Below are 26,567 nucleotides of genomic sequence, written 5' to 3'. Positions count from 1 at the left end.
CAGTGTCCTCGATGTCCTGAGACATCAACTGTCCTGCATGTCCTGAACTCAGACAGCGTGCGGAAGCACACTTTGCCACTCACGTGGGGGGAGATCAGACCAGCAGTTCGGCGATCTGAATGGTGTTGAGGGCGGCACCCTTACGCAGGTTGTCGCCGGACACGAACAGTGCCAGACCGCGACCCTCGGGGACACCCGGATCCTGACGGATACGCCCGACCAGCGACGGGTCGCTGCCCGCGGCCTGGAGCGGGGTGGGGACGTCCACCAGCTGCACACCGGGAGCCTTCGACAGGAGCTCCTGCGCACGCTCCACCGACAGCGGACGCTCGAATTCGGCGTTGATCGACAGCGAGTGGCCCGTGATCACGGGGACGCGGACGCACGTGCCCGACACCAGCAGGTCGGGCAGGCCGAGGATCTTGCGGCTCTCGTTGCGGAGTTTCTGGTCCTCGTCCGTCTCACCGCTGCCGTCGTCGACGATCGAACCGGCCAGCGGCAGAACGTTGAACGCGATCGGTGCGACGTACTTGTTCGGGGCCGGGAAGTCGACGGCGCTGCCGTCGTGCACCAGCTTCTCCGCGTCGTCGATGACGGCGCGGGCCTGGCCCACCAGCTCCTCGACACCGGCGATTCCACTGCCCGACACGGCCTGGTAGCTCGACACGATGAGACGCTGCAGACCGGCCTCGTCGTGCAGAACCTTCAGCACCGGCATCGCGGCCATCGTGGTGCAGTTGGGGTTGGCGATGATGCCCTTCGGCGGGTTCTTCGCCTGCTCCGGGTTGACCTCGCTGACGACCAGCGGGACGTCGGGGTCCTTGCGGAACGCCGACGAGTTGTCGACGACCGTGGCACCTGCCGCGGCGAACCGCGGGGCCTGCTCACGAGAGAGGGTCGCACCGGCCGAGAACAGGGCGATGTCGATGCCCTTCAGGTCCTCGTCGGACGTCGCGGACGCGTCCTCGACGACGATCTCCTCGCCGCGAAACGGCAGCTTCTTGCCCGCCGACCGCGCGGAAGCGAAGAACCGTACCTTGTCCGCGGGGAAGTTCCGTTCCTCGAGGAGGGTGCGCATGACGATGCCGACCTGTCCGGTGGCACCGACGACAGCGATGGTGGTCATGATCTACCGTCCCGTTCCTGCGTGCACGACGGCTTCTTCGTCGCCGCCGAGCTCGAATGCATCGTGGATCGCCTTCACGGCCTTGTCCAGCTCCACATCCTTGACGAGCACCGAGATGCGGATCTCGGACGTCGAGATGAGGTCGATGTTGACACCGGCCTTTGCGAGAGCCTCACAGAACGTCGCGGTGACGCCCGGGTGGCTCTTCATGCCGGCGCCGACGAGCGACACCTTGCCGATGTGGTCGTCGAACAGCACCTGCGTGAAGCCGATGTCGCCCTGCAGCTTGGTCAGCTTCTCGACGGCGCGCGGGCCGTCGGCGGTGGGCAGGGTGAACGTGATGTCGGTCTTGCCGGTCTCGACCTTCGAGATGTTCTGCAGCACCATGTCGATGTTGATCTCCGCCTCGGCCACCGCGCGGAAGACCTGCGCGGCGTAACCCGGGGTGTCGGGCAGGCCGACGACGGTGATCTTGGACTCGCCGCGATCGTGCGCGACTCCGGTGATGATTGCCTCTTCCACGGGGATGTCCTCCATCGATCCGGACACGATGGTGCCCGGCTTGGTCGTGTATGACGAACGGACGTGCACAGGCACGTTGTATCGGCGGGCGTACTCGACGCAGCGGAGCATGAGCACCTTCGCGCCGCACGCCGCGAGCTCGAGCATCTCCTCGAACGACACCGTCTCGAGACGCTGCGCGTCGGGAACGATGCGCGGGTCGGCGGTGAAGATGCCGTCGACGTCGGTGTAGATCTCGCAGACGTCGGCCTCGAGGGCCGCTGCGAGGGCCACCGCGGTGGTGTCCGAACCGCCGCGCCCGAGGGTCGTCACGTCCTTGCTGTCCTGGCTGACGCCCTGGAACCCGGCGACGAGGACGATCGAGCCCTCGTCGAGCGCATCCCGGACGCGGCCCGGTGTGACGTCGATGATCTTGGCGTTGCCGTGAGCACCGGTGGTGATGACGCCCGCCTGGGAGCCCGTGAACGAACGGGCCTCCGCACCGAGCGAATGAATTGCCATCGCGACGAGAGAATTGGAAATGCGCTCACCGGAGGTCAGCAGCATGTCCATTTCGCGGGCGGGTGGGGCTGGGCACACCTGCTGAGCCAGATCGAGCAGCTCATCAGTGGTGTCCCCCATCGCTGAAACCACGACGACGACATCGTTGCCGGCCTTCTTGGTCTCGACGATCCGTTCAGCCACTCGTCGGATTCTCTCGGCGGTTGCCACCGAGGATCCGCCGTACTTCTGGACGACGAGAGCCACGCGTTTCTACCTCCAGGTCGATGAATCTGTACTGGTCCAGCTGTCGAGCTTACCGGCGGAGTCCAATCTGATCCCGGGTGAGTCCGTTCGGACGCCTATCCGAACGCCGTGTTCACGGCGTCCGCGACCCTCGCCACGGCCGCGCAGTTCGGCCCGTGAACAGTGACGACTGCACCCGCGTGACCGAGCCTGCGGGTGAACTCGTCGACGCCCGCTCCGGGCCGTGTGATGTCGATCGGCTCGCCCATCGGGCTCGTCCACCGGCATCGGTCGCCGACCGTCTCCGGCTCGGCGGGAACGGGTGGTCGGTTTTCCTTGACCGGCGACATCGTGAACGACACGGTCACCTCACTCCCGGGCACCCGATTCGGGTTCGGAAACAGCACGCAGTCGAACGGGGTGGGCGGCGATTCCGGGTCGACGGCGCGTCCGCCCGCCGTGGTTCCCAGCACGTCGAGTACTTCACACGGGTCGTGGACCGCGAGCGCCACTTGATGCGGGGACGTGGCGTCACGAGTGGGCAGTCCGGACCGCATCCTGTCGATCGCCGCGTCCAGCACCGCGTCGGCGAGCGGGCAGGCGTCCTGGCCGGCGACGGTTCCGGCGCGGACGGTGGCCAGCTGCCGTTCCACCTGTTCCTGGTCGATTCCGAGGTTCAGCCGGAAGACGCGCTCACACGTCCCGCGGGTCGGGTCGGCGCCCGCACCGCGGTAGACGGTCACCCCGTCGACCGTCTCCGGCCGGGTCAGCGCCGCGTCGGACAGCATCGACGGCAGCAGGGACAACTCCACGTAGGTGGTCGCGCCGCCGGGCCCGGCCATCAACGCCGAACACACCGGCAGTTGCACGGCGGACCCGTACTGCTGGACCGTCCCGGCACCCCGCACCACGGCCACGTCGAGCAGTCCGCACGGATCGGCGTCGCGGAGCGCGTCCTCGACGTGGATGTGCCGTTGCTGCGCGGGGCTCAGTTCCTGCAGCGGAGAAGCCCCCGCAGTCCCCGACACGCTGTGCGCGCACCCGGACGTGATCACGGCGCACAGGAGCGCCGCGGCAACTTTCTTCACTCGATCCCCCCTCGAATCGGCACGAACACTACCGCCGACTCGGGATTATCGGAGGGAGGAAGGGGCGCCGTGAACAGAGCAGCCGAGTTCCCCCGGTCCGGATCGGATTCGCGACCCATTCTGCGTGCGCTGCGCCGACGCCCGCCGTTGCGATTAGGACTCGTCCAGCTCTGTTATCTGATCGCCGGTTTCCTCCTCGGCCTCGCGCTCCCCACCCTCGACATCGGTCCCCGGACAAGTGGCACCAGCGTGGCCACCCTGCTGTTCACTCTCGCCGGCGCCGTCATCACGCTGGCGAGCGTGGTGTTCTCGCTGCTGTTCCTCGTGGGTCAGTTCGGCGCCACGACGCTGACCCCGCGATTGACGCTGTTCCGCGACGACCCGCTGGTGTGGAACTCCTTCGGGATGTTCCTGGGTTTCTTCGTCTTCGCGACCACGGCGGGCCTGGTCGTCAACCAGAAGGACGCTGTGCCGGTGGCGATCCCGGTGGCGGCCGTGATCCTCAGGGTCGTCGCACTCGCCGTCATGCGGATCCTGCAACTGCATGCGTTCCGCTCGATCCAGCTCGCACCGACACTCGCCGACGTCACCGCCCGCGGCGAAGCGGTGCTCGCCACCCTCTACGGCACGGAACCGGCGGGATCGGAAAGGTCGGGCGGTCCGGGCGGTGCCGTCGTCCGGTGGACCGGCACCGGCGGGATGCTGTGTCAGATCGACCTGCCGAAGCTGGCGCACCTCGCGCGCGAAGCGGATGTCCTGGTGCGGATGCGGGTCCGTGTGGGTGACGCCCTGATCCCCGGATCAGTCGTCATGAGCGTCGACGGCGCTGCCGGATTCGACAGCCGCGCGATGCTGGGATGCCTGGACGTGCGGATCGACCGGTCCTTCGACCAGGATCCGATGCTGGCGTTCCGCATCGTCGACGACATCGCCCTGCGCGCGTTGTCACCGGCTGTCAACGATCCCGCGACCGCCGCCCAGGCCGTCGACTGCGTGGGAACTCTGTTGTCGAGGATCAGTCACCGACCGGTCGACGTCGGCGACGTCGCGGACACGGAGGGAGAACTGCGCGTCGTCGTGCTCCTTCCCGACTGGGACGACTACGTGTCGGCGGCGTTCGACGAGATCGCCGACGCCGCCCGGCACCAGCCGTTCGTCGCCCGCCACCTCCTGCAGACCATCGACTCACTGATCGGTTCCGCCCCCGCGCACCGGCAGTCCGCGCTGGAACGACGCAGCGCCTGGGTCCGCGCACACTGCGACCTGCCGCCGACGTTCAGGTCGTGACCGGTGGTGTCTCGTGCCGGGCAGCGTCGTACGACGTTCGATCAGCTGCGCCCCTGATCAACTGGTCTTCACGAAGGGCGGGATCTCGAACGTTCCGTCGAACACCTCCGGCTTGGGGCTGTACATCCGGAGCAGCGGCCGGAACCCGACTGCCGGTGTCGGCAGCCAGTTGGCGCGGGCCACCGGATCGGCCGGGGCGTCCGCGCTGAGCGTGATGGTCAGCGAACCGTCGTCCGCGAACACCAGTCCCGGCGTGCGGTCACCGATCGAGTAGCGGTCGATCGGATTGTCGACGAGGTAGAAGTCCGGGAGGTCGTACATGGTGATCGACCAGAACGCGTCGACCGGTGGGGTCGGCGCGAACGTGAGTGTGTAGGTGTGCTCGCCGGACAGTTCGTTGCCTTCGCTGTCGTGGTAGATCGGCGCATATGCGGCCTCGTAACCGTGGTTTCCCCACAGCCCCGCCATCGCGGCGCCGGCCCGCAGTCCCAGCGCCTTCGAGCGGTCCTCGATCCGCCAGTCGGGTGAGTCGAGGGTGCCGATCTCGAAGAAGTCGTCGTTGTAGTCGAAGGCGTGGTACATCAACTGCCAGCCGTTGACCACCTCGCTTCCTGCACCCGATTTCAGTGCGGCGACCAGTGACTGGTGCCCGGCCTCGGCACCGGCCGTGAGCACGGCCGCGAGGTCCGGCGGCGCTTCGAGGTACGGCGACGGCCCGGTCTCGAGCAACCCGAGCGGGGCGAACGCCTGTTGTGCGACGAGGTCCTGCGCGGCGGGTGGGTACGCCTGCGAGTACACCCGCAGCTTCTCCCAGAACTGAAGTTCCTCGGGGACGTTCGGGTCGGGGACCGGCAGGCCCTCCGCCGGTTCCTGCTCGCCGACGGGTTCCAACGTGAGGGCCGACTGCAGTCCCTTCACCCGCTCCAGGTCGGCCTCCCCGTCGCAGGCCCACCGGCCGATGACGGTGCCCACCGCGGTGGGGAACGCGATCTGCGTCGCGCCGTCGGGGACCTCACCGGACCACCCGGGACCGGTCAACAGGTAACGGCCGGCCGCCGTTCCCGTCGCACGTTTGCCGACGTACGCGAAGTTGTCGGTCCACGCATCGACGAATTGCAGCACGTAGTACGCCCCACCGGCGTCGGGGACTCGCAGCAACTGCGGTCCGTGGCCGAGATCGATCTGGGCGATCGAATAGATGGTGTCGTTGTTGACCGAGACGAACGTGTCCTGCGGCCCGGCGAGTGTGCGGGCGTGGCTGAATTTGTTGAAGGGTCCCGCGTCGAGGCTCCCCATCCCCTCCGACACGAAGCGGTTTACCTGGTCGAGGTCGAACACCAGCGGAAAACCGTACATCCACGCCTTCGCGGCGAGTTCCTGCAATCCTGTGCTCACGACTGTCTCCTGTCATGGGCGGCTCCGCCGCCCGTGCGCCTTTGTGGTAGCTGCAGCAACCACAAAGGCGCACGGGTGCGGAGCGCCTAATGTCGGTCCGGTTCTGCGAGAGCCTCTCGCACGGTCGGATAGAGGCCGACGGGGGTCGCGCCCGAACCCGAGGTTCGTATCGTGTCCCGGAACTGCCCGATGTCCCGCGCCACACGTAGCTCGATTCCCCGGCGCGCGAGCACATCCCGCAACTGCACGAGCATTTGCGCGGCACTGACGTCGACGAACGGCGACGTCTCGGCGTCGAGGACCACCACTCGCGTGTCGTCGGTGCACATGTCCTCGATGCGGTCCTTGACGTGATCGGCGTTCGCGAAGAACAGTCCCGCCTCGACGCGCACCACGACCACGTGCGGTGTGGTCGGGAGGTCGGGGTGACGCTCGGCGTCCACCCACAGCGACCCTTCCTTCGCGAGCGCCGCGACGTGGGGACGCGACGCCCGGTAGAGCAGCAGCAGCATCGACACGCCGATGCCGATGACGAGTCCGGGCAGGGTGTCGAACAGGAGCACGCCCACCATCGCGGCGAGGGCGGCCGCGAAATCGGCTCGCGCGGCGTATCCGTAGATGCTGCCGAGCCTTTCGGTCCACACCCCGTAGAGCCGGCGCAGCGCGGAGATGTCGACGAGTTCGATGACGGCGGCGATGACCACCGCGGCGAGCGTCGCCTCGGGGAGTTTCTCGAACAGTCCGGTGAGGAACAGCAGGGTCACCACGGTCAGGACCGCGACGACGAGACCGCTGACCTGCGATTTGGCGCCGGCCCCGCCGTTGACCGCCGTCTTGGAGAGGCTGCCGTTCACCACCATCCCCGAGCACAGCCCGGAGCCGAGATTGGCTGTCCCGAGGCCGAGGAGTTCCCGGTTGGCGTCCACCTCGTAGCCCTCTTTCGCGGCGTACGTCTTCGCGGCACCGAGCCCTTCGGCGAACCCGATGAGCAGCACGCCCACTGCGGGGCCGAGAAGGTCGATGTAGTCGTCGAAGCCGACACCGTCCGGCAGTCCCACCGACGGCAGACCGGAGTCGATGTGACCGACGATGTCGACACCTCGACCGTCCAAACCGAACACGGCGACCGCGGCGATACCGAGGAGGACGGCCAGCAGCGAACCGGGGACGAGCGGCAGCCACCGTGTGAATCCGAGAACCACGACGAGACTGAGCACACCGACGACGAGTGTGCCCCAGTCGATGTCGCCCAGGTGGCTGACGACTCCCCAGGCCTGTTCGAAGAAGTTGCCGTGCTCCTTCTCCACGCCGAGGAGGGCAGGAACCTGCCCGATGATGATGGTCAGAGCCAGCCCGACGATGAAGCCCTTCAGCACCGGCTCCGAAATGAACGACGCGATGAAGCCCAGACGGAGGAGCCCCGCGAGCAGCCCGGCGATGCCGGTGGCAATCGCCAGCACTGCTGTCAGGGCCGCGTACTTGCCGCCGTCCGCCCCGGCGAGCGGCGCGACGATGGCAGCCGACAGGGCGGCCGTCGCCGACATCGGCCCCACCACCAGATGCCGGGAACTGCCGGCCGCCGCGTAAAGGATCAGGGCGGGTATCGCCGCGTACAGACCGACGACAGGGGGGACTCCCGCGATGGTCGCGTAGGCCAGGGCCTCCGGTACCAGCACGGCCCACACGGTCAGGCCCGCGATCACGTCGGGCCTGACCCATCCTTTTTGATACTCCTGCAGCGAGCCGAACACCGGCCAGGTGCCGGTCGCGGAACTCACCACGTCGTCATCGTCCTAGTCCCTGGCGGTGTCCCAGGTGGTGACCGCCCAGATCACGACGACGTCGAGCGCGATGATCAGAATCGACCACAGCGGGTAGTAGGGCAGCCAGAGGAAGTTCGCGAGGATCGACAGCGCGGCGATGCAGACTGCCACGACACGGGCCCAGGTGGCGCCCGTCATGAGGCCGATCGCGCTGATGACCAGAACGACGCCCAGAACGATGTGGATCCATCCCCACGCGGTGGTGTCGAACTGATAGGTGTATTGGACGCCGATGACCAGCAGGTCGTCGGACGCAACCGCGGCGATGCCCTGGAAGAACGAGATCACGCCGACGGTCAGCAGCAATATCGCCGCTGCCAGCGACGTTCCCGCGGCAAAGCCCTGTTTGACAGGGCTGGTGGTCCTGGACTCCGGATGTGTCGTCATGTCCATGCCCTTCTCGAAAGGATGTGCTCGAACAGTGGAATCCTGCGGCTTCGCGATGGCATCGGCATCATCCGCGCCGGGTGATCCTCATCTGCAACGGATGATGTGTCGTCGTCGGCCGGGTGCAACAGTCGATTCGGGGCACCCCGTTGGCCGATTGTTGCGAAGGGACACGCGATGACCGATCCGCAGGACGTATCCGGCGCGGCGCCGGATTCTCAGTGGTCGATGCCGCGGGGCCTGATCGTGATCCTCGGCCTGGCCGCGCTCGTCGTCACCGTGGCGGGGATCCAGGTGGCCGCGTCGATAGTCGGCCCGATCTTCCTCGCGCTCATGCTGACCGTCGCGGTTCACCCGCTGCCCGAATGGCTTCACCGAAAAGGTCTCCCGACCTGGCTCGCCACGATCGCAGCGATCCTGGTCGTCAACAGCATCATTCTCGTCCTCGTGCTGTCGCTGGCCCTGTCGGTCGCCCAGCTCGCCACGCTCCTACCGGAGTACGCGGACGACTTCACCGCCCTCATCGATGACGCCCAGAGCTTCCTGAACAGCAACGGCGTGAACTCGACCGATTCCCAGACCCTGCTCTCCCAGGTGGATTACGGCAAGGTCTTCGGCTTCGTGGAGGCGATCCTGCAGTCAATGCTGGGTGTCTTCTCGAATCTGCTGTTCGTCCTCGCCCTTCTGCTGTTCATGGCCGTCGACGGAAGTTCCTACGGTGCGCGGATGCGGATCGTCACGCAGATGCGTCCCGACATCGCCACCGCTCTCACGTCGTTCTCGGCCGGGACCCGCACGTACCTGATCGTGTCCACGGTCTTCGGGCTGATCGTCGCCGTCATCGACACCGGGGCACTGTGGGCGCTGGGAATTCCGCTGCCGATCCTGTGGGGACTGCTGTCGTTCATCACCAACTACATCCCGAACGTCGGGTTCATCCTGGGGCTGGTTCCGCCGGCCCTGCTCGCACTGCTCCAGGGCGGTCCAGGACTGATGCTGACAGTCATCGTCGTGTACAGCGTCATCAACGTCATCATCCAGTCGGTGATCCAGCCGAAGTTCGTCGGTGACGCGGTGGGCCTGTCCGTGACGTTCACGTTCCTGTCGTTGGTGTTCTGGGCGTGGATCCTCGGGCCGCTCGGCGCGATCCTTGCAATCCCGTTGTCGTTGATGGCGAAGGCGCTGCTGATCGACATCGACCCGTCCACGCGGTGGGTGAACACGATTCTCAGCAGCGCTCCCACTCCCCCTGCACCGGTTCCTGCCCCCTCCCCACCGCGACACGAGAAGGAAGAATCATGACACCCGATTTCTCGGACACGACCGATTTCGAGGACTCCGACCGCGGTTTCGTCGACCGTCTCGACCCCTGCACCGTCACGAGTGGGGACGGTCGCGTGGTGTGGGACATGCAGGAGTATTCGTTCCTGAACGGTGACTGCCCGGACACCGCCCACCCGAGCCTGTGGCGTCAGTCGCAACTGTGCGCGAAGAACGGTCTGTACGAAGTCACCGAGGGCATCTACCAGCTACGCGGAATCGACCTGTCCAACATGACGATCGTCGAGGGCGAGACGGGTGTCCTGGTGATCGACCCGCTGATCTCGCAGGAAACGGCGGCAGCATCGCTCGCGCTGTACCGGAAGAACCGTGGCGACCGGCCCGTCACCGGAGTCATCTATACGCACTCCCACATCGATCACTTCGGTGGTGTCGTCGGCGTTCTCCCGGACGGTCGCGGCGACGTCCCGATCCTCGCCCCCGAAGGTTTCCTCGAACACGCGGTCTCCGAGAACGTCTATGCCGGAACGGCAATGGGCCGGCGCGCCACCTACATGTACGGACCGCTGCTCCCCAAGGGCCCGCGCGGGCACCTCGGGGCGGGGCTCGGAACGAACACCTCGACGGGTCGACCCGGACTGATCCCACCGACCGTCGACATCACCCACACCGGCCAGGAGGAAACCGTCGACGGCATCCGGATCGTCTTCCAGGTGACGCCGGGGACGGAGGCGCCCGCCGAGATGAACTTCCTGTTCCCCGACCACCGGGCACTGTGCATGGCGGAGAACGCCACCCACAATCTGCACAATCTCCTCACGCTGCGGGGCGCGCTGGTCCGGGACCCCCGCGCCTGGTCGCGGTACCTCGACCAGGCGATCGAGATGTTCGACGGCGGCTACGACGTCGCTTTCGCCTCCCACCACTGGCCGACGTGGGGTCGCGACCGGGTGGTGACATTCCTGTCGCAGCAGCGCGACCTGTACCAGTACCTGCACGACCAGACCCTGCGGATGCTCAACACCGGGATGACGGGAATCGAGATCGCCGAGGACTTCCCGCTACCGCCTGCTCTCGAATCCGCTTGGCACGCACGTGGTTACTACGGCTCGGTGAGCCACAACGTGAAGGCGATCTACCAGCGGTACATGGGCTGGTTCGACGGCAACCCGACGTCGCTGTGGCAGCACCCACCGGAGAACGCGGCCACGCGGTACGTCGAATGCATGGGCGGTCAGGACGAGGTCCGGGCCAAGGCTCAACGGTATTTCGACGACGGCGACTTCCGGTTCGCCGCCGAACTCTCGAAGCATGCGGTGTTCGCAGACCCGTCGGACAGCGACGCGAAAGAACTGCTCGCCCGCACGTACGAACAACTCGGATTCGGTGCGGAGAACGCGACGTGGCGCAACTTCTACCTCACGGGTGCACTCGAACTGCGCGGCGGCATCGTCGCCCCGCCGCTCAGCGACCTCGGCGCAGACATGCTGAGCGCACTCACGATCGAGCAGATCTTCGACTCCGTCGCCCTCCGCATCAACGGCCCACGTGCCTGGGACAAGTCCCTCGTCGCGGAGTGGCACTTCACCGAACCCGAAGCGCACTACCGGACGACGCTGTCCAACGGTGCGCTCATCCAGACGGTCGCGCCGAGGACCACGACGCAACCGGACGTCTCACTGACCCTGACGAAGATGCAGTTGCTCGGACTGTTCGCCGGCAAGGGACTGGAGGGCATCGAGGTGACGGGTGACCCGTCGAAGCTCCTTGTCCTCACGGAACTTCTCGACGCACCCGACAGCGCGTTCCCGATCGTCACGCCGTAGGCGCTTCGCGCCCGTGCGCCTTTTTGGTAGCTGGGACAACCAGAAAGGCGCACGGGCGGCGAAGCCGCCTACCCGTCTGTGATGAGCGCCCACAGGCCCCGTTCCCCGGCGATCTGTGGCGAACACCTGGTCGAGCATGCGTGCGAACTCCCGCATCTCGGTGTCGGTTGCCGGTCCGGTCATCAGCGCATCCCCAATCCCCGCGCGATGACACCGCGCAGAATCTCACTCGTACCGCCTCGCAGGGTGAACCCGGGGCGCTGCATCACGCCGGCACGGACCAGTTCGGCGAAGTGGTCGTCGCCTGCCTCCGGTTCGCCGGCCAGTTCTCGACGAGGTCGGCGATATCACCCTCGGCCTTCGTGCCGAGGACCTTCACCACGGAAGCACCGAGTTCGGCGTCGTCACCACGCCCCAGTGCCTCCGACACCGCACGGGACATGTGATGGAGTCCGAAGGTCCGGGCGACGAGCGCTCCGATGCGGGCATCGGCCGGTTGCCGTCCCTCCCCGATTTCCTCGGCCATCGCGGCGAGGATCGGGAACGTGGACATGAACCGTTCCGGGCCACTGCGTTCGAACCCGAGTTCGGACGTGACCTGCTTCCAGCCTTCGCCGATGCGGCCGAGCACCAACTCGTCCGGCACGAACACGTCGTCGAGGATCACCTCGTTGAAATGGTGCCCGCCCGACATCGACAGGAGGTGGGCGCCGGACGTCCACAATTTGGTCCCGGTGATCCGCCAGCCGCCGTCGACCCGGACCGCTTTCGTGCGGACGCTCGCGAGGTCGGAGCCCGATTCCGGTTCGCTCATTCCGATCGCCCAGCTGATCTCGCCGCCCGCGAGTCCCGGGAGGAACCGCTGCTTTTGTTCCTCGGTGCCGTAGGTGAGCAGCGACGGCGCGGCCTGCCGGTCCGCGACCCACTGTGCGGCGACGGGCGCGCCGACGGCCGGCAGTTCTTCGGTGACGACGAACCGCTCCATGAACGTGGCCCTGCCCGCCGTACTCCGCCGGGATCGTCATGCCCGGCCAGCCGCGGGACGCGAGGGCCTTCGTGAAGTCCGGATTCCACCGGGTGAGCCACGTGTCCACACCGGGTGTGAACACGCCGGCGTCGATCTGCTCGCGCAGGAACGTTCGCACCTCGGCCCGCAACGCGTCGAGTTCATGATCGGGTGGGCCCGCGGCCGGCACCACTTGTGTGTGCATCCTGTCTACTTCCGTCGACGAGTGTGTCGAATGCTTCCGCAGGCTCACGCCTGCAACGCGGCTTCGGCCAATTTTCTTCGGTCCCCGCGGAGTGACGGACTCCGAATCGGGTGCACGATCGCGATGACGAGGTAGTCCGAACACCATCACGACAGCGTGGCGTTCCCGCTCGGTAAAACACGTTCACCCACACAAAACAACGCATTCTCGCTAAAATCGTCCCACCGGCCCACTGCGTCGGGGATTGGCGTTTGTCGAAGATCGTTTCTCGGTGCAGCGAGAATTGGGGGTCGGCGTGACGGCAGCACCTCTCGGCGAATTTCATCTGAGCACTCGAATACCTACGAGTGCAGGGGGTCGGACGGTTACCCGGACCCGCCTGCACACCATGCTCACCGAAGCGCTCACCGACGACGCCCATCCCTGCCCGGTGGCGCTCGTCTGCGCACCGGCCGGGTCGGGAAAGACGCGGGCCGTGGCCGACTGGGCGCGGGAACTGCTCGCCGCGGGCGACGCTCCGACCATTGCGTGGCTCACGATCGAGGAGCGGCACAACGACCTCGACGCCGTCCACCGGGCGATCCTCCGCTCACTCACCGACACCGGGAATCCTCGCGTGCAGAAAGCATGCGCCGGGCTCGATTCCGAGGCACCGGACCTCGGCGCGCAGTTGTCGGCCGCGTTGCACGAACTCGGCGAGAACATCTGGATGGTCATCGACGACGCCCACCTCCTCCGCGACACCGACGTACTCACCGACCTCGAGTCGTTCATGCGCTGGCAACCTCCGATGCTGCGAACGGTCATCATCGGACGGTTCGAGCCGCCGCTGGCATTGCAGCGACTTCGCTTGGACGGCAAGCTGTTCACGCTCACGGCCAAGAATCTGGCCTTCACGTCCAACGAGGCGGCCGAGATGCTCGACGAACACGACGTCGTGCTGAGCGCGGACGATCTCGACGCGCTGATGGATCGCACGGAAGGCTGGGCTGCCGGAATTCGTTTGGCGGGAATGTCTTTGGAAGGACATCCGGATCCGAGCCGGTTGATCGCCGAGTTCACGGGCGACCGCCGGGCGGTCGCCGATTATCTCATCGAAGAGGTCCTCGCCGGCCAGACCGACGAGATGCGCGAGTTCCTCCTGCGCACGTCCGTACCGGCCTCGTTCACAGTCGAACTCGCGGAGAAGCTCACAGGCTGCACGGATGCGCACGGCAACATCGACTGGCTCGAACACCACAATTTTCTGATCAGCCGAATCACGGACAGCCCCACGCACTATCGTTACCATCCGCTGCTGCGGAGCTATCTGCGGGCGGAGATCAGCCGGATCGGGCACGTCGAAGTCGAGCATCTCGAATTGACGGCCGCCCACTGGCACGACGAATTCGGGGACGCGCTGCTCGCACTCGAACACGCGGTGAACTCCGGTGATCACGACGAGATCGTGGCGCTGCTCGCCCGGACTTCGCTGGCCCTGATCGTCGGAGGTCATGGAGAGGCCGTCGACCGGCTCCTCACCCGGGCACCCCGATCTTCGCAGGACCACCCGTCGGCGCGGCTCATCCGCGCCGCCGCGGCGCTCGCATCGGGCAACATCCCGGTGGCCACGTCCACCCTCGAGCTTCTCGACCGCAGGCGGTCGGGGTTGCTGGTGGACGGTGCCGCCGAGTCCCGGTTACACCTGCTGCTCCGCGAATCGCTCCGAGTGCAGACAGCGATCGGCACCGGCGACATCGAGACCGCCCTCAACCGGCTGCGCAATGTCGGTGTCGGATCGAGCGGCGACCCCGATCTCGACGCGTTCGTCCTGCTCCAGGAAGGGCGCGCGCTGCTGTTCCTCGGGCGGAACGACGAGTCGGAGGTCGTGCTCGGGAAGTCGCTGGCCCACGCTCGACTCGGCGATGCGCCGCTGGGCGTCATGTACTGCCTGGGAACTCTCGGTGGCGTCGCGATGTCGCGGGGAGACGTGGTGCGGGCGTCCGCGCTGGCCGACGAGGCACTGGCGATCGGCCGGACCCATTCCGCAACGGGCGATCCGACATTCCAGCTGGCGAAGCTCATCGACTCCTGGTGCCGCTACATTCGGATGGACCCCGATGCCGCACGTCTCGCCGCCGAGTCCGCCGAGGCGCTGCGTCGCGCAAATACCGAGACGGCGGGTTTCGCCGACGGCGCCGCCACCCTGTTCGGTCTCGACGAGACCGGAAACCGGCACAGTTCGGTGACGACGCTGCACGCGGAGAGCCCCGTGTCGTCCTCGTTGCCGGTTCCGCCCGGCATCCGGGCGGTGTTGCTGCCTGCCATCCAGTACGCCTATCTGTTCGCCGGCGAGACGGGGTGGGCGCACGAGCTGGCGTCCGAGACGCATGCCCTTCTCGGACCCACCGGCGACACAGCCGTCGTCGAGGCGATCGTCCATCTGCACCTCCATCGCCTCGACCTGGCACGTAAGACACTCCAACCTGTCCTGGACGGTGAACTGGAGTGCGCGGCGGGAACCACCCTGATCGCGGCATGGCTCGTCGACGCGTCGATCGCGCTTGCCCGCAAACATGATTCACGAGCCCACAGCGCGCTCACCGAGGCGTTGCGTCTCGCCGAACCGCAGTCGGCGTTGCGCCCGTTCCACGACTGCGGACCGCAGATCCGGGAACTACTCGTGCGGAGCACTGGCCGGTTCGGTGTCCTCGAACCCTTCGCGGAGAGGCTCCGAGCGTCGTTCCCGCGGTCGGAGAGTGCTGCGTCCGACATGTTGACTCCCCGCGAACTGGAACTCCTCGTGGAACTTCCGTCGTGGCGGACCGCCGAGCAGATCGCCGCAGATCTGTGCGTGTCGGTGAACACCGTGAAGACCCACCTGCGCGGGATCTACCGCAAGCTCGGCGTCACCTCCCGCCGCGACGCCATCGCCGCCGCGCAACACAACGGCTTGCTCTGAGCCGGTTCACCACTTGCGGGTGAGGCGCGTTGCCGTTTCGTCGGTCACCCTGAAATCTACGGCTGACCGAGTTCTGGAACGACGATGCGAATGAAGGAGCCCGCCGTGGTGCGTCCTGAATCGAACTGGCCCGGCAAGGTCAGGTACGCCTTCCTGATCAGCGGCGCCCTGTCCGATCGGGTGCTGGCCGCGTTCCCCGAGTTGGACGTCTCGGACGTCACGACCGGCGACACCACGCTCTACGGCCCGGTCGACAGCCCGACAGATCTCCGGGGCATGCTGGCACGCTTCGACGCGCTGGGACTGACCGTCATCGAGATGCGGCGGCTACCGGACTGACCCGGCGTCGGGGTTCAATGGATGGAGGGCCCAGGGAGGCGGTGAAGCCGATGTGAGCGGCGAGTTCGAACCGGGCACGGTGTTTGCCGGCTACGTGATCGAACGGGTTCTGGGACGAGGCGGCATGGGCACCGTCTACCTCGCCCAGCATCCCAACCTGCCGCGCAAGATCGCCCTCAAACTGCTCGACACGTCGTGGACGAACGACGACTACGTCCGGTCACGTTTCGAATCGGAAGCAGACCACGCCGCGCATCTCGATCATCCCAACATCGTCACCGTCCACGACCGCGGCCGCGAAGGCGGCAGGTTGTGGATCGCGATGCAGTACGTTCCCGGCAGCGACGCCAGGAAAGCGCTCGGCTCCGGCGCCCTGGACGTCGAACGCGCCGTGCACATCGTCAGCGAGACAGGGAAGGCACTCGACCACGCCCACGAGGCCGGGATTCTGCACCGCGACGTGAAGCCGGCGAACATCCTGCTCGCGCCGGGCGACCCCGAACGGGTCCTGCTCACCGATTTCGGCACCGCCAAGGCCCTGGACGAAACACATCAGCTGACCCGCACCGGGATGTTGGTGGCGACCCTGCACTACGCCGCGCCCGAGCAGATCGAGGGCGAGAAACTCGACCACCGGGTCGACATCTACGCGTTGGGCTGCACCTTCTTCCACCTGCTCACCAACGAACCGCCGTACCCCGGTAACACCGCGTCCTCGGTGATGCACGGCCATCTGAACGGACCGATTCCCCAGCCGAGCGTGGTGCGCCCCGGGCTGCCCGCCGGTGTCGATGCGGTCGTTGCGCGCGCCATGGCCAAGAACCGCGAAGATCGCTACTCGACCTGTCGTGAGTTCAGCGACGCCATCCGCGCGATCGAGTGGACCGATCCCGGCCACGTGACCCGGCCTGCTGCCCTGGTCGACCCTGCCTCGACCACCCGCGCGAGCGGTCCGAACGTGACCCGTCCCGACACGGTGCCGGGTGCGGCGCCCACGAAACCGACAACGGTCGGGGGGCGGCGGACGCGCCGGGTGCTCGCCGCGCTGCTGGCCGGCGTCCTCGTCCTCGTCGTCGCGGCCGTCGCCTATGTCGCCTGGCCGGGAGAGGAGTCGACGAGCGCACAGGTCGAGCTCCCGCTGACCGGTCTACAGGGTCCGGCCGGGCTCACGGTCTCGGGCACCGGAGACCTGTACATCGCCGACAGCGCGGCCAAACAGGTCCTGAAAGTGAGCGCCGGGACGTACGAGCAGACAGCTCTTCCCTTCACGGGACTCGAGGTTCCGCAGGGAGTCGCGGTCAGTGCGTCCGGCGACGTGTACGTCTCCGATCTGGTGACCAACACCGTGACGATGCTGCACGGCAGCACCCAGGTGCCAATGCCGTTCGCCGGTCTCGACCAGCCGTTCGGAATTGCACTCGGGCCGGACGCCACGCTGTATGTCGCCGATACCCTGAACAATCGGGTGATGTCGCTGCACGACGTCACCGCGGCTCCCGTCGCGGTGCCGCTGACGGTAATCGGCCCGTTCGCCGTCGCCGTCAGTGAACACGGGGATCTCTACGTCGGCACGCCCAACAAGGTTCTCGCGTGGAACGCCGCCACCCATGCCCAGAGCTATCTGCCGTTCACCGACCTCCAGAGCGTCGGTGGTGTCGCGGTCGACGACGAGGGAACCGTGTACGCCATCGATCAGAACCACAATCGCGTTCTGCGGCTGGCCGCCGGTTCGGACGAGCAGGAGGTTCTCCCGTTCTCCGGGCTGGACCAGCCGGAGGGGATCGCCGTGTCGAGCCGAGGCGACGTGTACGTCGCGGACACCGACAACAGCCGAGTGGTCATGCTGCCCGCCGGAAGCTGACCGCTCGCGCTCAGGCCTGGCGCGCCAGATCGAAGCCGAAGGATTCCGCGACGGCCTCATCCACCCGGCCCTGGTGATTGGCGAGGAGTTCTTCACGCTCGTTCGCGGAGAGTCCACCCCAGATACCGTACGGTTCACCGACACTGAGCGCATGCTCCCGGCACTGCACCAGCACGGGGCATCCGCGGCAGATCATCTTGGCGCGGAAGTCCCGCATCTCGCGTGCCCGGCCACGTTCGCGGTCGGGGTGGAAGAACGTGGACGACTCGTAGCCGCGGCATGCGGCGTCCCTCTGCCAGTCCCACACCTCGGCGACCGGAATGGGAAGACTCAACCGATTGGACATTGCACTCCTCCAGATACTCGTGAGCCGTTGTGTGCGAGCCCGAGAACTCGTTCCCGGGCCAGATCGGCGGCGCCGACGATGCCGACGTTCGCGCCGAGTTCAGCCAGTCGCACCTCGGCGACCGGTCGGTGTGCGCGTCCGGTGAGACGGTTCTCGAACGCGGCGGCGGCGGGACCGCGCAGCAGTTCGCCCGCCTCGCACACTCCCCCGCCGATGATGAACAGGTCGGGGTCGAAGAACGCCGCGATGTCCGCCATGCCGTGCCCCAGCCAGGAGCCGATCACCCGGAAACACTCGAGCGCGGCAGGGTCACCCTCCTGCGCGGCCGCGGTGATGTGCAGGCCCGTGATGGCGTCCGCCCGTCCGCCGGCGCGGGTCAGGAGGTCGGCGGCGAAACCGGGCGAGACGTTCGCCAGATCCTGCGCCTCGCGGACGAGCGCCCGCCCACTGGCGTAACGCTCCCAGCAGCCGTGGTTGCCGCAACCGCATCGGCGACCGTGCGGTTCGACGTTGAGATGCCCGAATTCCGCGGCCACACCGAACTTGCCGCGATGGAGCACGCCGTCGACGACGATGCCGCCGCCGATCCCGGTTCCGACCGTGAGCACGACGACGGTCTGCCCCGTCCGCCCGGCCCCGAAACGCGCCTCGCCCCATGCCGCGGCGTTGGCGTCGTTCTCGACCACCGTCGGCAGTCCGCACGCCGCTTCGACCACCTCACCGAGAGGCTCGTTGCGCCAGGCCAGATTCGGGGCGAAGAGCACGGTGCTCAGGTCCGCGGCGACGAAGCCGGCCGCGCCGATGCCGACCGCCTGCACCGGGTGGGTGTCCGCCAGTTCGCGGACGAGTTCGGCGATGACGTTCTCGACACGGCGCGCATCGTGGGACGGGGTGTCACGACGCACCATCCGGTGGATGACTCCTTCGGTGTCGACCACGCCGGCTGCGATCTTCGTGCCACCCACGTCGATGCCAATTGTCAGAGCCATGTCTCGTGTCCTCTTCAAATCTGCGAGTGAGGGGTGTCACGCTGACAGTAGAGGACCTTTGGATTTTCATCAATACACACTTCCGTCTTTTCGAGAACAAAGCCTGCTCGCCTCCAAGTGGACAAGCACTGTGATCTAGGCCATAGTTCTTCCTCGTCGGTACCTGCCGACACACCCCTAACACTCGGATCGTCCGGCACGTTCCTGCCGGTGGAGGGATTCATTTCTCATGGCAACAATCACGTACGACCGCGCGACCAGGCTCTTTCCCGGCTCGGACGTCCCCGCGGTCGATCAACTCGACCTGCACATCGAGGACGGCGAGTTCCTCGTCCTCGTCGGCCCGTCCGGCTGCGGCAAATCCACCTCGCTGCGAATGCTCGCCGGACTCGAGGACGTCGACGGCGGGCAGATCCTGATCGGCGGCCGCGACGTCACGCATTCCGAACCCAAGGACCGCGACATCGCGATGGTCTTCCAGAACTACGCGCTGTATCCCCACATGACCGTCGCGGAGAACATGGGCTTCGCCCTCAAGCTCGCGGGTACCGACAAGTCCGAAATCCGCAGGCGCGTGGGGGAAGCCGCCGACATGCTCGACCTCGGCGCCTACCTGGACCGCAAACCCAAGGCCCTCTCCGGCGGCCAGCGACAGCGGGTGGCGATGGGCCGCGCCATCGTCCGGCAACCCCAGGTGTTCCTGATGGACGAGCCGCTGTCGAACCTCGATGCGAAACTGCGCGTGCAGACCCGCACCCAGATCGCCCAGCTCCAGCGCCGACTCGGCACCACCACCGTCTACGTCACCCACGACCAGGTCGAGGCCATGACGATGGGCGACCGGGTCGCGGTGCTCAAGGGCGGCGTGCTGCAGCAGTGCGCGTCCCCGCGCGAGCTCTACCGCCGGCCCGCGAACGTCTTCGTCGCGGGATTCATGGGTTCACCGTCGATGAACCTGTTCACCGTGCCCGTCACCGACGGCGGGGTGCAGATCGGTGACCAGCTGGTTCCCGTTCCCCGCGACGCCCTCACCGCGGCGGGCGGGCGTGAGGTGATTTTCGGGATCCGGCCCGAGCACGTCGAGATCGCCGACTCCGGCGGACTGAAACTCGAGATCGACGTCGTCGAGGAACTCGGCTCCGAGGCATTCGTGTTCGGCCGCACTACGGTCAACGGCCGGGTCGAGAGCCTGGTCGCACGGGTCGACTGGCGGAACCCACCCGAAAAGGGCCAGGTCGTGCACGTCCGCGTCGACGAGGCACACGCGCACCTCTTCGCCACCGACGCGGCGGGCGAGCGTCTCGTGCGCTGACGTCAGAGTTCCGGAGGGCGGGCGGTCGAGCCCCGAACCACCAGGTGGGTCGGGAGCACGACCGCCCGTTCCGCAGGTTCCCGTCCGCTGAGTAGTTCCACGACCACCCGGCCGGCCGCCGCGCCCTGTTCCCCGACCGGCTGCCGCACCGTGGTCAGGTCTGCCAGCTCGGCCGTCGGGTGATCGTCGATCCCGATCACCGACATCCCGGCCGGAACGGGAACCCCCGCACGTCGCAGCGTGCGCAACGCTCCGACGGCGACCTCGTCGGAATGGCAGAACACTGCGGTGGGCACCTCGGCACGACTGAGCAGCAGTTCCATGCCGCGCTCACCGCCCTCGATTCCCCAGGGAACTGTCGCCGTGCAGTCGTCGTCGAGTCCGGCGTCGGCGAGAGCGGCATGGAACCCCGCCACCCGGGCGATGTCACCCTCCCAGTACTGACCCTCCGGGTCCACGGTGCGGATCATTCCGATCCGGGTGTGGCCGATCCTGATCAGGTGCCCGACGGCCTGACGCGCGGCCAGCTCGTCGTCGATCCGGACGGACGGGAACTCGCCGGCGTGCGCGCCGATGACGACCACGGTCACATCCATCTCCTCGAGCCGCGCCCGCTCCGGTCCGGTGAGAGGAAACGCCACGGCGATGACGGCATCGACCTTGCGGCGCAAGGGAAGCCGTTCGAAGAACGATTCGCGCTGGGACGACTCCTCGAGGCAGTACAGCAACACGTCCAGGTCCGCGGCGCGGAGTTCGTGTTCGATGCCGGCGAGAATCCGCGAGTAGAACCAGGCGTCGATCCACGGCACCACGACGGCCACCCGGCCCGTCGCGCCACCCGACAGCTTCGACGCCTCGGGTGAGATGACGTACGCCAACTCGTCGGCGGCCCTCTGAATTCGCAATCGGGTCGCCTCGGAGACGCCGCGTTCGCCGCGCAACGCGCGCGAGACGGTGGCGATCGAGACTCCGGTGCGGCGCGCGACGTCGGCCATGTTGACGGACTGCTTGGGGATCACGTTCCCACAGTAAGCGAGCAACGCAAATATTTGCGTTGAATCCTCACAGAATCCGTGGCGCTGAAGTGCGCAAAAGAAATCTCACTACTCGAGTTGACAGGCCCCTGTGACGTGCCTCACGCTCTTTACGCAAACGTTTACGCATCACATTCCCCCATCCCATCCCCCCACCGAGGAGATTCGATGACCCAGTCCGTGGAGTCGACCGCAACCACCGTCGCGAGCCGGCACCCAGAAGCCTGGTGGAAGACGGCCGTCGTCTACCAGGTCTACATCCGCAGCTTCGCCGACGGGAACGGCGACGGCATCGGCGATCTCACCGGCTTGCGTTCCAAGCTGCCCTACCTCGCCGACCTCGGCGTCGACGCCGTGTGGATCAATCCCTGGTACCCGTCGCCGATGGCGGACGCCGGCTACGACGTGGCCGACTTCCGTGACATCGAGCCGTCGTACGGCACGCTCGCGGAGGGGGAGGCGTTCATCGCCGAGGCCCACGAGCTGGGGATCCGCGTGATCCTCGACATCGTGCCCAACCACACCTCCAGCGAGCACCGCTGGTTCGAGGCCGCCCTCCGCGACGAGCCCGGGGCACGCGACCGGTACATATTTCGCCCGGGCCGCGGTCCGGCAGGCGACGAGCCGCCCAACGACTGGCAGAGCGCGTTCGGCGGTCCCGCATGGAGCCGCCTGGACACCGGCGAGTGGTACCTGCACCTCTTCGCTCCCGCCCAGCCCGACCTCAACTGGGAGCACCCCGAGGTCCGGGCGGAGTTCGAGGACATCCTGCGCTTCTGGTTCGACAAGGGCGTCGACGGTTTCCGGATCGACGTCGCCCACGGCCTGGCCAAGGATCCCGCACTCCCCGATGCCGGTGAGCGCCTTCCCGGTTCGCAGCACACCGACCCCCACCCCGCGTGGGATCAGGATGCCGTCCACGAGGTGTACCGGGGGCTGGCGGGCCGTCGCCAACACCTACGCCGACCGCGTCTTCGTCGCCGAGGCCTGGGTGCCCGGCAACGACCGCCTGGCCCGGTACCTGCGCCCCGACGAGCTGCACACCGCGTTCCAGTTCGACTTCCTGCGCGCCCCTTGGCGTTCTGTGAGCATCCGCGCCGTGATCGACGACGCGCTCGAGCAGGCGGCCACCGTCGGCGCACCCGCCACGTGGGTGCTCTCCAACCACGACGTTCCCCGCACCGTCACCCGCTACTCGCGCTCACAGCCCGACCACCTGGTCGAAACCGACTGGGAGCGGGCCCGCTGGGCGCTCGAGGAACCGAACCACGAACTGGGTCGGCGTCGTGCCCGCGCGGCCGCGCTGCTGCAGCTGGCGTTGCCGGGCACCGCATACATCTACCAGGGCGAGGAACTCGGACTGGAAGAGGTCGAGGACCTTCCCGACGAGGTCCGGCAGGATCCGACGTGGTTCCAGACCGGTTTCACCGACCGCGGCCGGGACGGCTGCCGGGTTCCGATCCCGTGGTCGAACGACGCAGTGCCGTACGGCTTCTCCCCGTTCGACGCGGAGGAGGACACGTGGCTTCCGCAGCCGGGGCACTGGGCCCCGCACACCGCGGAAGCGCAGGCCGGCCACCCCGAGTCGTTCCTCACGCTGTACCGCGAGGCGCTCGAACTGCGACGAGAATTCTTCGACACCCCGCATGCCGTCGAGTGGCTCGACACTCCCCGCGACGTGCTCGCGTTCACCCGCGGCACAGTGCAGTGCTGGGTGAACACCGGCGCCGAACCGATCACACTGCCCGAAGGACTGACCGTCGTACTCGGTTCGGTCGCCGACATCACCGGCGGAGTTCTCCCGTCCGACGCCGCGGTGTGGCTGTCGGAACCGGGCGCGGGTGAATCACGATGAAGCGCGTCGCCGCCTGCGCGGTGGCCGTCGGCGTCCTGTTCGCGGCGACGTCCTGCGCCGATCAGGGCCTCGACGCCGCCGCGCAGGCGGAGAAGGAGAACCTCGACGGCCGCGGACCCATCACCTACGTGCAGGGCAAGGACAACTCGAACGTCATCCGGCCGCTGATCGACGAGTGGAACGCCACCCATCCCGGGGAGAAGGTGACGTTCAAGGAACAGTCCGACCAGGCAGACCAGCAGCACGAGGACCTGGTGCAGCACTTCCAGTCCCGCGACTCCGGGTACGACGTCGCCGTCGTCGACGTCGTGTGGACCGCCGAATTCGCGGCCCGCGGATGGCTGCAACCGCTCGAGGGCCCGATGGCGATCGACACGTCCGGGCTGCTCCCCGCGACGGTCGCGGGGGCCACGTACGGGGACGTCCTGTACGCGGCCCCGCAGACCAGTGACGGCGCCCTGCTCTACTACCGCACCGACCTGGTGGATCATCCGCCCGCCACCTGGGACGAACTCCTCGGCGCATGCGGGAGGGCACAGCACGCCGGAATCGGCTGCTACGCCGGGCAGTACGCCAAGTACGAGGGGCTGACCGTCAACGCGTCCGAGGCCATCAACACCGCGGGCGGGTCGATCCTCGGACCGGACGGCGTGACCCCGACGATGAACACCCCGGAAGCCAAGGCGGGCCTCCAATCGCTCGTCGACGCCTACCGTTCGGGTGCCATCCCCCGCGAGTCCGTCACGTTCCAGGAGGAGCAGGCACGGCAGGCGTTCCAGAGCGGCGACCTGCTGTTCATGCGCAACTGGCCGTACGCGTACAGCCTGATGGACGGTCAGGGCAGTTCCGCAGTGTCGGGCAAGTTCGCGGTGGCGCCGCTGCCGGGGAAGAGCGGACCCGGTCACTCGACACTCGGCGGGCACAGCGCCGCGATCAACGTGTACTCCGAGCACAAGGCGACCGCATCGGACTTCCTGAAGTTCTTCCTGGAGAAGAAGTCACAGGCATTCTTCCTGTCGCAGGGATCGCTCGCCCCCGTCCGCGCCGACGTCTACGACGACCCGGAACTGATCGAGCAGTACCCGTACCTCCCCACGTTGAAGACGTCGATCGAGAACGCCGTGACCCGGCCGGTCACCCCGTTCTATCCCGCGGTCACCCGGGCCGTGCAGAACAACGCATACGCCGCGATCAAAGGCGAGAAGACGGTGGACCAGGCCGCCGCCGACATCCAGTCCGCGATCGCCGCGGCCGGGTCCTAGAGGAGACAGCCGATGACCGTTCACGAACTCTCACTCGAGAAGACGCCCGCTCCCCCACATCGGGACGGCGCGAGATCCGGCGAACCGCAGGGCGCGCGACCGCGGAAGGGCCGCAGCAAGGCGGCGATGTTCCTGATCCTGCCGACCATGATCCTGCTGGGCATCGTCGTTCTGTACCCGGTGGTCAGTGCCATGGTGATGTCGCTGTTCAAGGACCCGACGATCGACCCCGCCACCGGCAAGTTCGTCGACCAGGGTTTCGCGGGTCTGTCGAATTACACGCACTGGCTGTTCCAGCGGTGCACCGACACCACCGGAGCGTCGGTGTCCTGCCCCGGCGGCACGCTGGGGTCGCTGTTCTGGCAGTCGATGTGGGTCACCGTGTTCTTCACCGTCGTCACCGTCGCCATCGAGGTCGCGCTGGGACTGTGGTTCGCCACCATCATGAACCGGGCGTTCCGCGGTCGGGCACTGCTGCGCACCAGCATCCTCGTGGCGTGGGCCATCCCGACCGCCGTCACCGCGAAGCTGTGGTACTTCGTCTTCGCCTACGACGGCATCGCCAACAAACTGCTCGGCACGGAAATCCTGTGGACCGGTGACACGTGGCCCGCCCGGTTCGCCGTCGTGATCGCCGACGCCTGGAAGACCACACCGTTCGTGGCGTTGCTGATCCTCGCCGGACTGCAGATGGTGCCCGCCGAGGTGTACGAGGCGGCGCGGATGGACGGCGCCAATGCGTGGCAACGATTCCGGTCGATCACATTGCCCCTCATCAAGCCGGCCATCCTGGTGGCGGTCCTCTTCCGGGTTCTCGACGTCCTGCGGATCTACGACCTCCCGGCGATCCTCACCGGCGGCGGTGGCGGCGACGGCACCGCCACCACCACGCTGTCGATCCTGGTGATCGACCAGATGCGCCAGGGATTCAACAGCGCGTCCGCCCTCTCCACGATCACGTTCCTGTTCATCTTCGCCGTCGCCTACGTACTGGTGAAGGTGATGGGCGTCAACGTGATCGACACCCAAGAGCAGCAGCGAAAGGCCTGATCCATGTCCACAGCAGTCGTCACACCGGGGATCCCCCGTGCCGCGGTGGCACGCCGGCGCCGGGCACCGTCGCTCGCCTCCATCCGCACCTACCTGGGCCTGGCGGTGATCGTCGTCTGGGGTCTGGCCCCGGTCTACTGGATGGTGGTCACCGCCTTCCGCCACTCCGACTACACGTTCGACACCACCCCGTGGCCCACCCACGTCACGCTGGAGAATTTCGCGAGCGTGTTCTCGACGGAGGCGGGCAACCACTTCGCCAGGGCACTCGTCAACAGCACGATCATCGGCGCCGTCACCACCGCGATCGGTCTGGTCGTCGGAGTCGGCACCGCGTACGCGCTGGCGCGACTGCAGTTCCGGGGAAAGCACGTCGTCCTCGGAATCATCCTGGCGGCGTCGATGTTCCCGGGTGTCGCCGTCCTGACACCGCTGTTCCAACTGTTCACGTCGATGGGCTGGTTCGGCACCTACCAGGCGCTGATCATCCCGAACATCTCGTTCGTGCTGCCCCTCACCATCTACACCCTCACCGCGTTCTTCAAGGAACTGCCGTGGGAACTCGAGGAGGCCGCCCGAATCGACGGGGCCAGCAGGCGGCAGGCCTTCCGAATGGTGTTGCTGCCCTTGGCCGCGCCGGGACTGTTCACCACCGCGATCCTCGCGTTCATCGCGTCGTGGAACGAATACCTGATCTCCAGTCAGCTGTCCAACGACGTGACCCAGCCGGCCACCGTCGCCATCGCACAATTCGCGGGCAGCAAGCCGCACGAGGAGCCGTTCACGTCCGTGATGGCAGCGGGAACGGTCGTGACCATCCCGCTCGTCATCATCGTGCTGCTGTTGCAGCGGCGCATCGTGTCCGGCCTCACCGCCGGCGGCGTCAAGTAGCCCGTGCGGCTCCGC

Annotated in this window: 19 protein-coding genes and 2 pseudogenes; 11 read left to right on the top strand and 10 right to left on the bottom strand. The window is 67.1% G+C overall.

The features are described 5' to 3' along the window. Positions 1-94: 94 nt before the first annotated feature. From QM693_RS28100 to QM693_RS28090, 3 genes are all read right to left on the bottom strand, one after another. Positions 95-1,126 carry an aspartate-semialdehyde dehydrogenase gene (locus QM693_RS28100; protein ID WP_011596739.1) on the bottom strand — a complete coding sequence of 344 codons (1,032 nt, stop codon included), beginning with the start codon at positions 1,124-1,126 and terminating at the stop codon, positions 95-97. A 3-nt stretch (positions 1,127-1,129) separates the two neighbouring features. Then, positions 1,130-2,395 carry an aspartate kinase gene (locus QM693_RS28095; RefSeq protein ID WP_012691385.1) on the bottom strand — a complete coding sequence of 422 codons (1,266 nt, stop codon included), beginning with the start codon at positions 2,393-2,395 and terminating at the stop codon, positions 1,130-1,132. A 95-nt stretch (positions 2,396-2,490) separates the two neighbouring features. After that, positions 2,491-3,462 (bottom strand): hypothetical protein, encoded by a 972-nt coding sequence (locus tag QM693_RS28090; RefSeq protein ID WP_283353945.1) that lies wholly within the window; start codon positions 3,460-3,462, stop codon positions 2,491-2,493. A gap of 69 nt (positions 3,463-3,531) precedes the next feature. Here QM693_RS28090 and QM693_RS28085 point away from each other — a divergent pair, with 69 nt between their 5' ends. Then, positions 3,532-4,749: a DUF2254 family protein gene (locus QM693_RS28085; protein ID WP_283353944.1), complete on the top strand. Its 1,218-nt coding sequence runs from the start codon at positions 3,532-3,534 to the stop codon at positions 4,747-4,749. A gap of 57 nt (positions 4,750-4,806) precedes the next feature. On the opposite strand, the gene QM693_RS28080 is transcribed toward QM693_RS28085, so the two are convergent. The 3 genes from QM693_RS28080 to QM693_RS28070 all read right to left on the bottom strand — a co-directional run bounded on the left by QM693_RS28080 (position 4,807) and on the right by QM693_RS28070 (position 8,360). Continuing rightward, a complete protein-coding gene (locus QM693_RS28080; RefSeq protein ID WP_283353943.1) occupies positions 4,807-6,144 on the bottom strand; it encodes a DUF1254 domain-containing protein in 1,338 nt (445 codons plus the stop codon). Between the two features lie 86 nt (positions 6,145-6,230). Further along, positions 6,231-7,925 carry a SulP family inorganic anion transporter gene (locus QM693_RS28075; protein WP_283353942.1) on the bottom strand — a complete coding sequence of 565 codons (1,695 nt, stop codon included), beginning with the start codon at positions 7,923-7,925 and terminating at the stop codon, positions 6,231-6,233. A 12-nt stretch (positions 7,926-7,937) separates the two neighbouring features. Beyond that, the gene (locus QM693_RS28070; RefSeq protein ID WP_283353941.1) at positions 7,938-8,360 is read right to left on the bottom strand and encodes a DUF7144 family membrane protein; all 423 of its coding nucleotides are present in this window, start codon (positions 8,358-8,360) and stop codon (positions 7,938-7,940) included. Positions 8,361-8,531: 171 nt separating this feature from the next. Between QM693_RS28070 and QM693_RS28065 the strand changes: the two genes are divergently transcribed. Then, positions 8,532-9,656, top strand: a complete 1,125-nt coding sequence (locus QM693_RS28065; protein ID WP_283332806.1) for an AI-2E family transporter — start codon at positions 8,532-8,534, stop codon at positions 9,654-9,656. Further along, entirely contained in the window at positions 9,653-11,461 is a 1,809-nt protein-coding gene (locus tag QM693_RS28060; protein WP_283353940.1) for an alkyl/aryl-sulfatase, read from the top strand. Before QM693_RS28065 ends, QM693_RS28060 begins: the two co-directional genes overlap by 4 nt. A gap of 182 nt (positions 11,462-11,643) precedes the next feature. On the opposite strand, the pseudogene QM693_RS28055 reads toward QM693_RS28060, so the two are convergent. Beyond that, positions 11,644-12,672: pseudogene (locus tag QM693_RS28055) on the bottom strand (acyl-CoA dehydrogenase family protein). A gap of 388 nt (positions 12,673-13,060) precedes the next feature. On the opposite strand from QM693_RS28055, the gene QM693_RS28050 reads away from it, so the two are divergent. From QM693_RS28050 to QM693_RS28040, 3 genes are all read left to right on the top strand, one after another. Continuing rightward, a complete protein-coding gene (locus tag QM693_RS28050; RefSeq protein WP_283353939.1) occupies positions 13,061-15,613 on the top strand; it encodes a winged helix-turn-helix domain-containing protein in 2,553 nt (850 codons plus the stop codon). A gap of 90 nt (positions 15,614-15,703) precedes the next feature. Beyond that, entirely contained in the window at positions 15,704-15,952 is a 249-nt protein-coding gene (locus QM693_RS28045; RefSeq protein ID WP_005253439.1) for a DUF8691 family protein, read from the top strand. A gap of 52 nt (positions 15,953-16,004) precedes the next feature. Further along, the gene (locus QM693_RS28040; RefSeq protein WP_283353938.1) at positions 16,005-17,813 is read left to right on the top strand and encodes a serine/threonine-protein kinase PknD; all 1,809 of its coding nucleotides are present in this window, start codon (positions 16,005-16,007) and stop codon (positions 17,811-17,813) included. Between the two features lie 10 nt (positions 17,814-17,823). Here the strand turns inward: QM693_RS28040 and QM693_RS28035 are convergent, their stop codons facing one another. Continuing rightward, positions 17,824-18,159, bottom strand: coding sequence for a WhiB family transcriptional regulator (locus QM693_RS28035; protein ID WP_005562098.1), 336 nt, complete (start codon positions 18,157-18,159; stop codon positions 17,824-17,826). Further along, on the bottom strand, positions 18,144-19,148 hold the full coding sequence (locus tag QM693_RS28030; RefSeq protein ID WP_283353937.1) for an ROK family glucokinase: 1,005 nt from the start codon (positions 19,146-19,148) through the stop codon (positions 18,144-18,146). The genes QM693_RS28035 and QM693_RS28030 overlap by 16 nt, the downstream gene beginning before the upstream one ends. Positions 19,149-19,377: 229 nt before the next feature. On the opposite strand from QM693_RS28030, the gene QM693_RS28025 reads away from it, so the two are divergent. Next, positions 19,378-20,460 (top strand): ABC transporter ATP-binding protein, encoded by a 1,083-nt coding sequence (locus tag QM693_RS28025; protein ID WP_283332801.1) that lies wholly within the window; start codon positions 19,378-19,380, stop codon positions 20,458-20,460. Positions 20,461-20,462: 2 nt separating this feature from the next. On the opposite strand, the gene QM693_RS28020 is transcribed toward QM693_RS28025, so the two are convergent. After that, on the bottom strand, positions 20,463-21,479 hold the full coding sequence (locus QM693_RS28020) for a LacI family DNA-binding transcriptional regulator (RefSeq protein WP_283332800.1): 1,017 nt from the start codon (positions 21,477-21,479) through the stop codon (positions 20,463-20,465). Positions 21,480-21,662: 183 nt separating this feature from the next. Between QM693_RS28020 and QM693_RS28015 the strand changes: the two are divergent. The 4 genes and pseudogenes from QM693_RS28015 (at position 21,663) to QM693_RS28000 (ending at position 26,552) form a co-directional block, all read left to right on the top strand. Then, positions 21,663-23,349, top strand: a pseudogene (locus QM693_RS28015) (glycoside hydrolase family 13 protein). After that, positions 23,346-24,611 carry an ABC transporter substrate-binding protein gene (locus tag QM693_RS28010; RefSeq protein WP_283353936.1) on the top strand — a complete coding sequence of 422 codons (1,266 nt, stop codon included), beginning with the start codon at positions 23,346-23,348 and terminating at the stop codon, positions 24,609-24,611. The pseudogene QM693_RS28015 and the gene QM693_RS28010 overlap by 4 nt, the downstream one beginning before the upstream one ends. A 12-nt stretch (positions 24,612-24,623) precedes the next feature. Continuing rightward, positions 24,624-25,661, top strand: a complete 1,038-nt coding sequence (locus tag QM693_RS28005) for a carbohydrate ABC transporter permease (protein WP_283353935.1) — start codon at positions 24,624-24,626, stop codon at positions 25,659-25,661. 3 nt (positions 25,662-25,664) lie between these two features. Continuing rightward, a complete protein-coding gene (locus tag QM693_RS28000; protein WP_005562109.1) occupies positions 25,665-26,552 on the top strand; it encodes a carbohydrate ABC transporter permease in 888 nt (295 codons plus the stop codon). Positions 26,553-26,567: the final 15 nt, after the last annotated feature.

Origin of the sequence: Rhodococcus sp. IEGM 1305 (assembly GCF_030058635.1) — a bacterium.
Lineage (GTDB): Bacteria > Actinomycetota > Actinomycetes > Mycobacteriales > Mycobacteriaceae > Rhodococcus_F > Rhodococcus_F opacus_D.
This window is presented reverse-complemented; position numbering and strand designations above follow the sequence as displayed.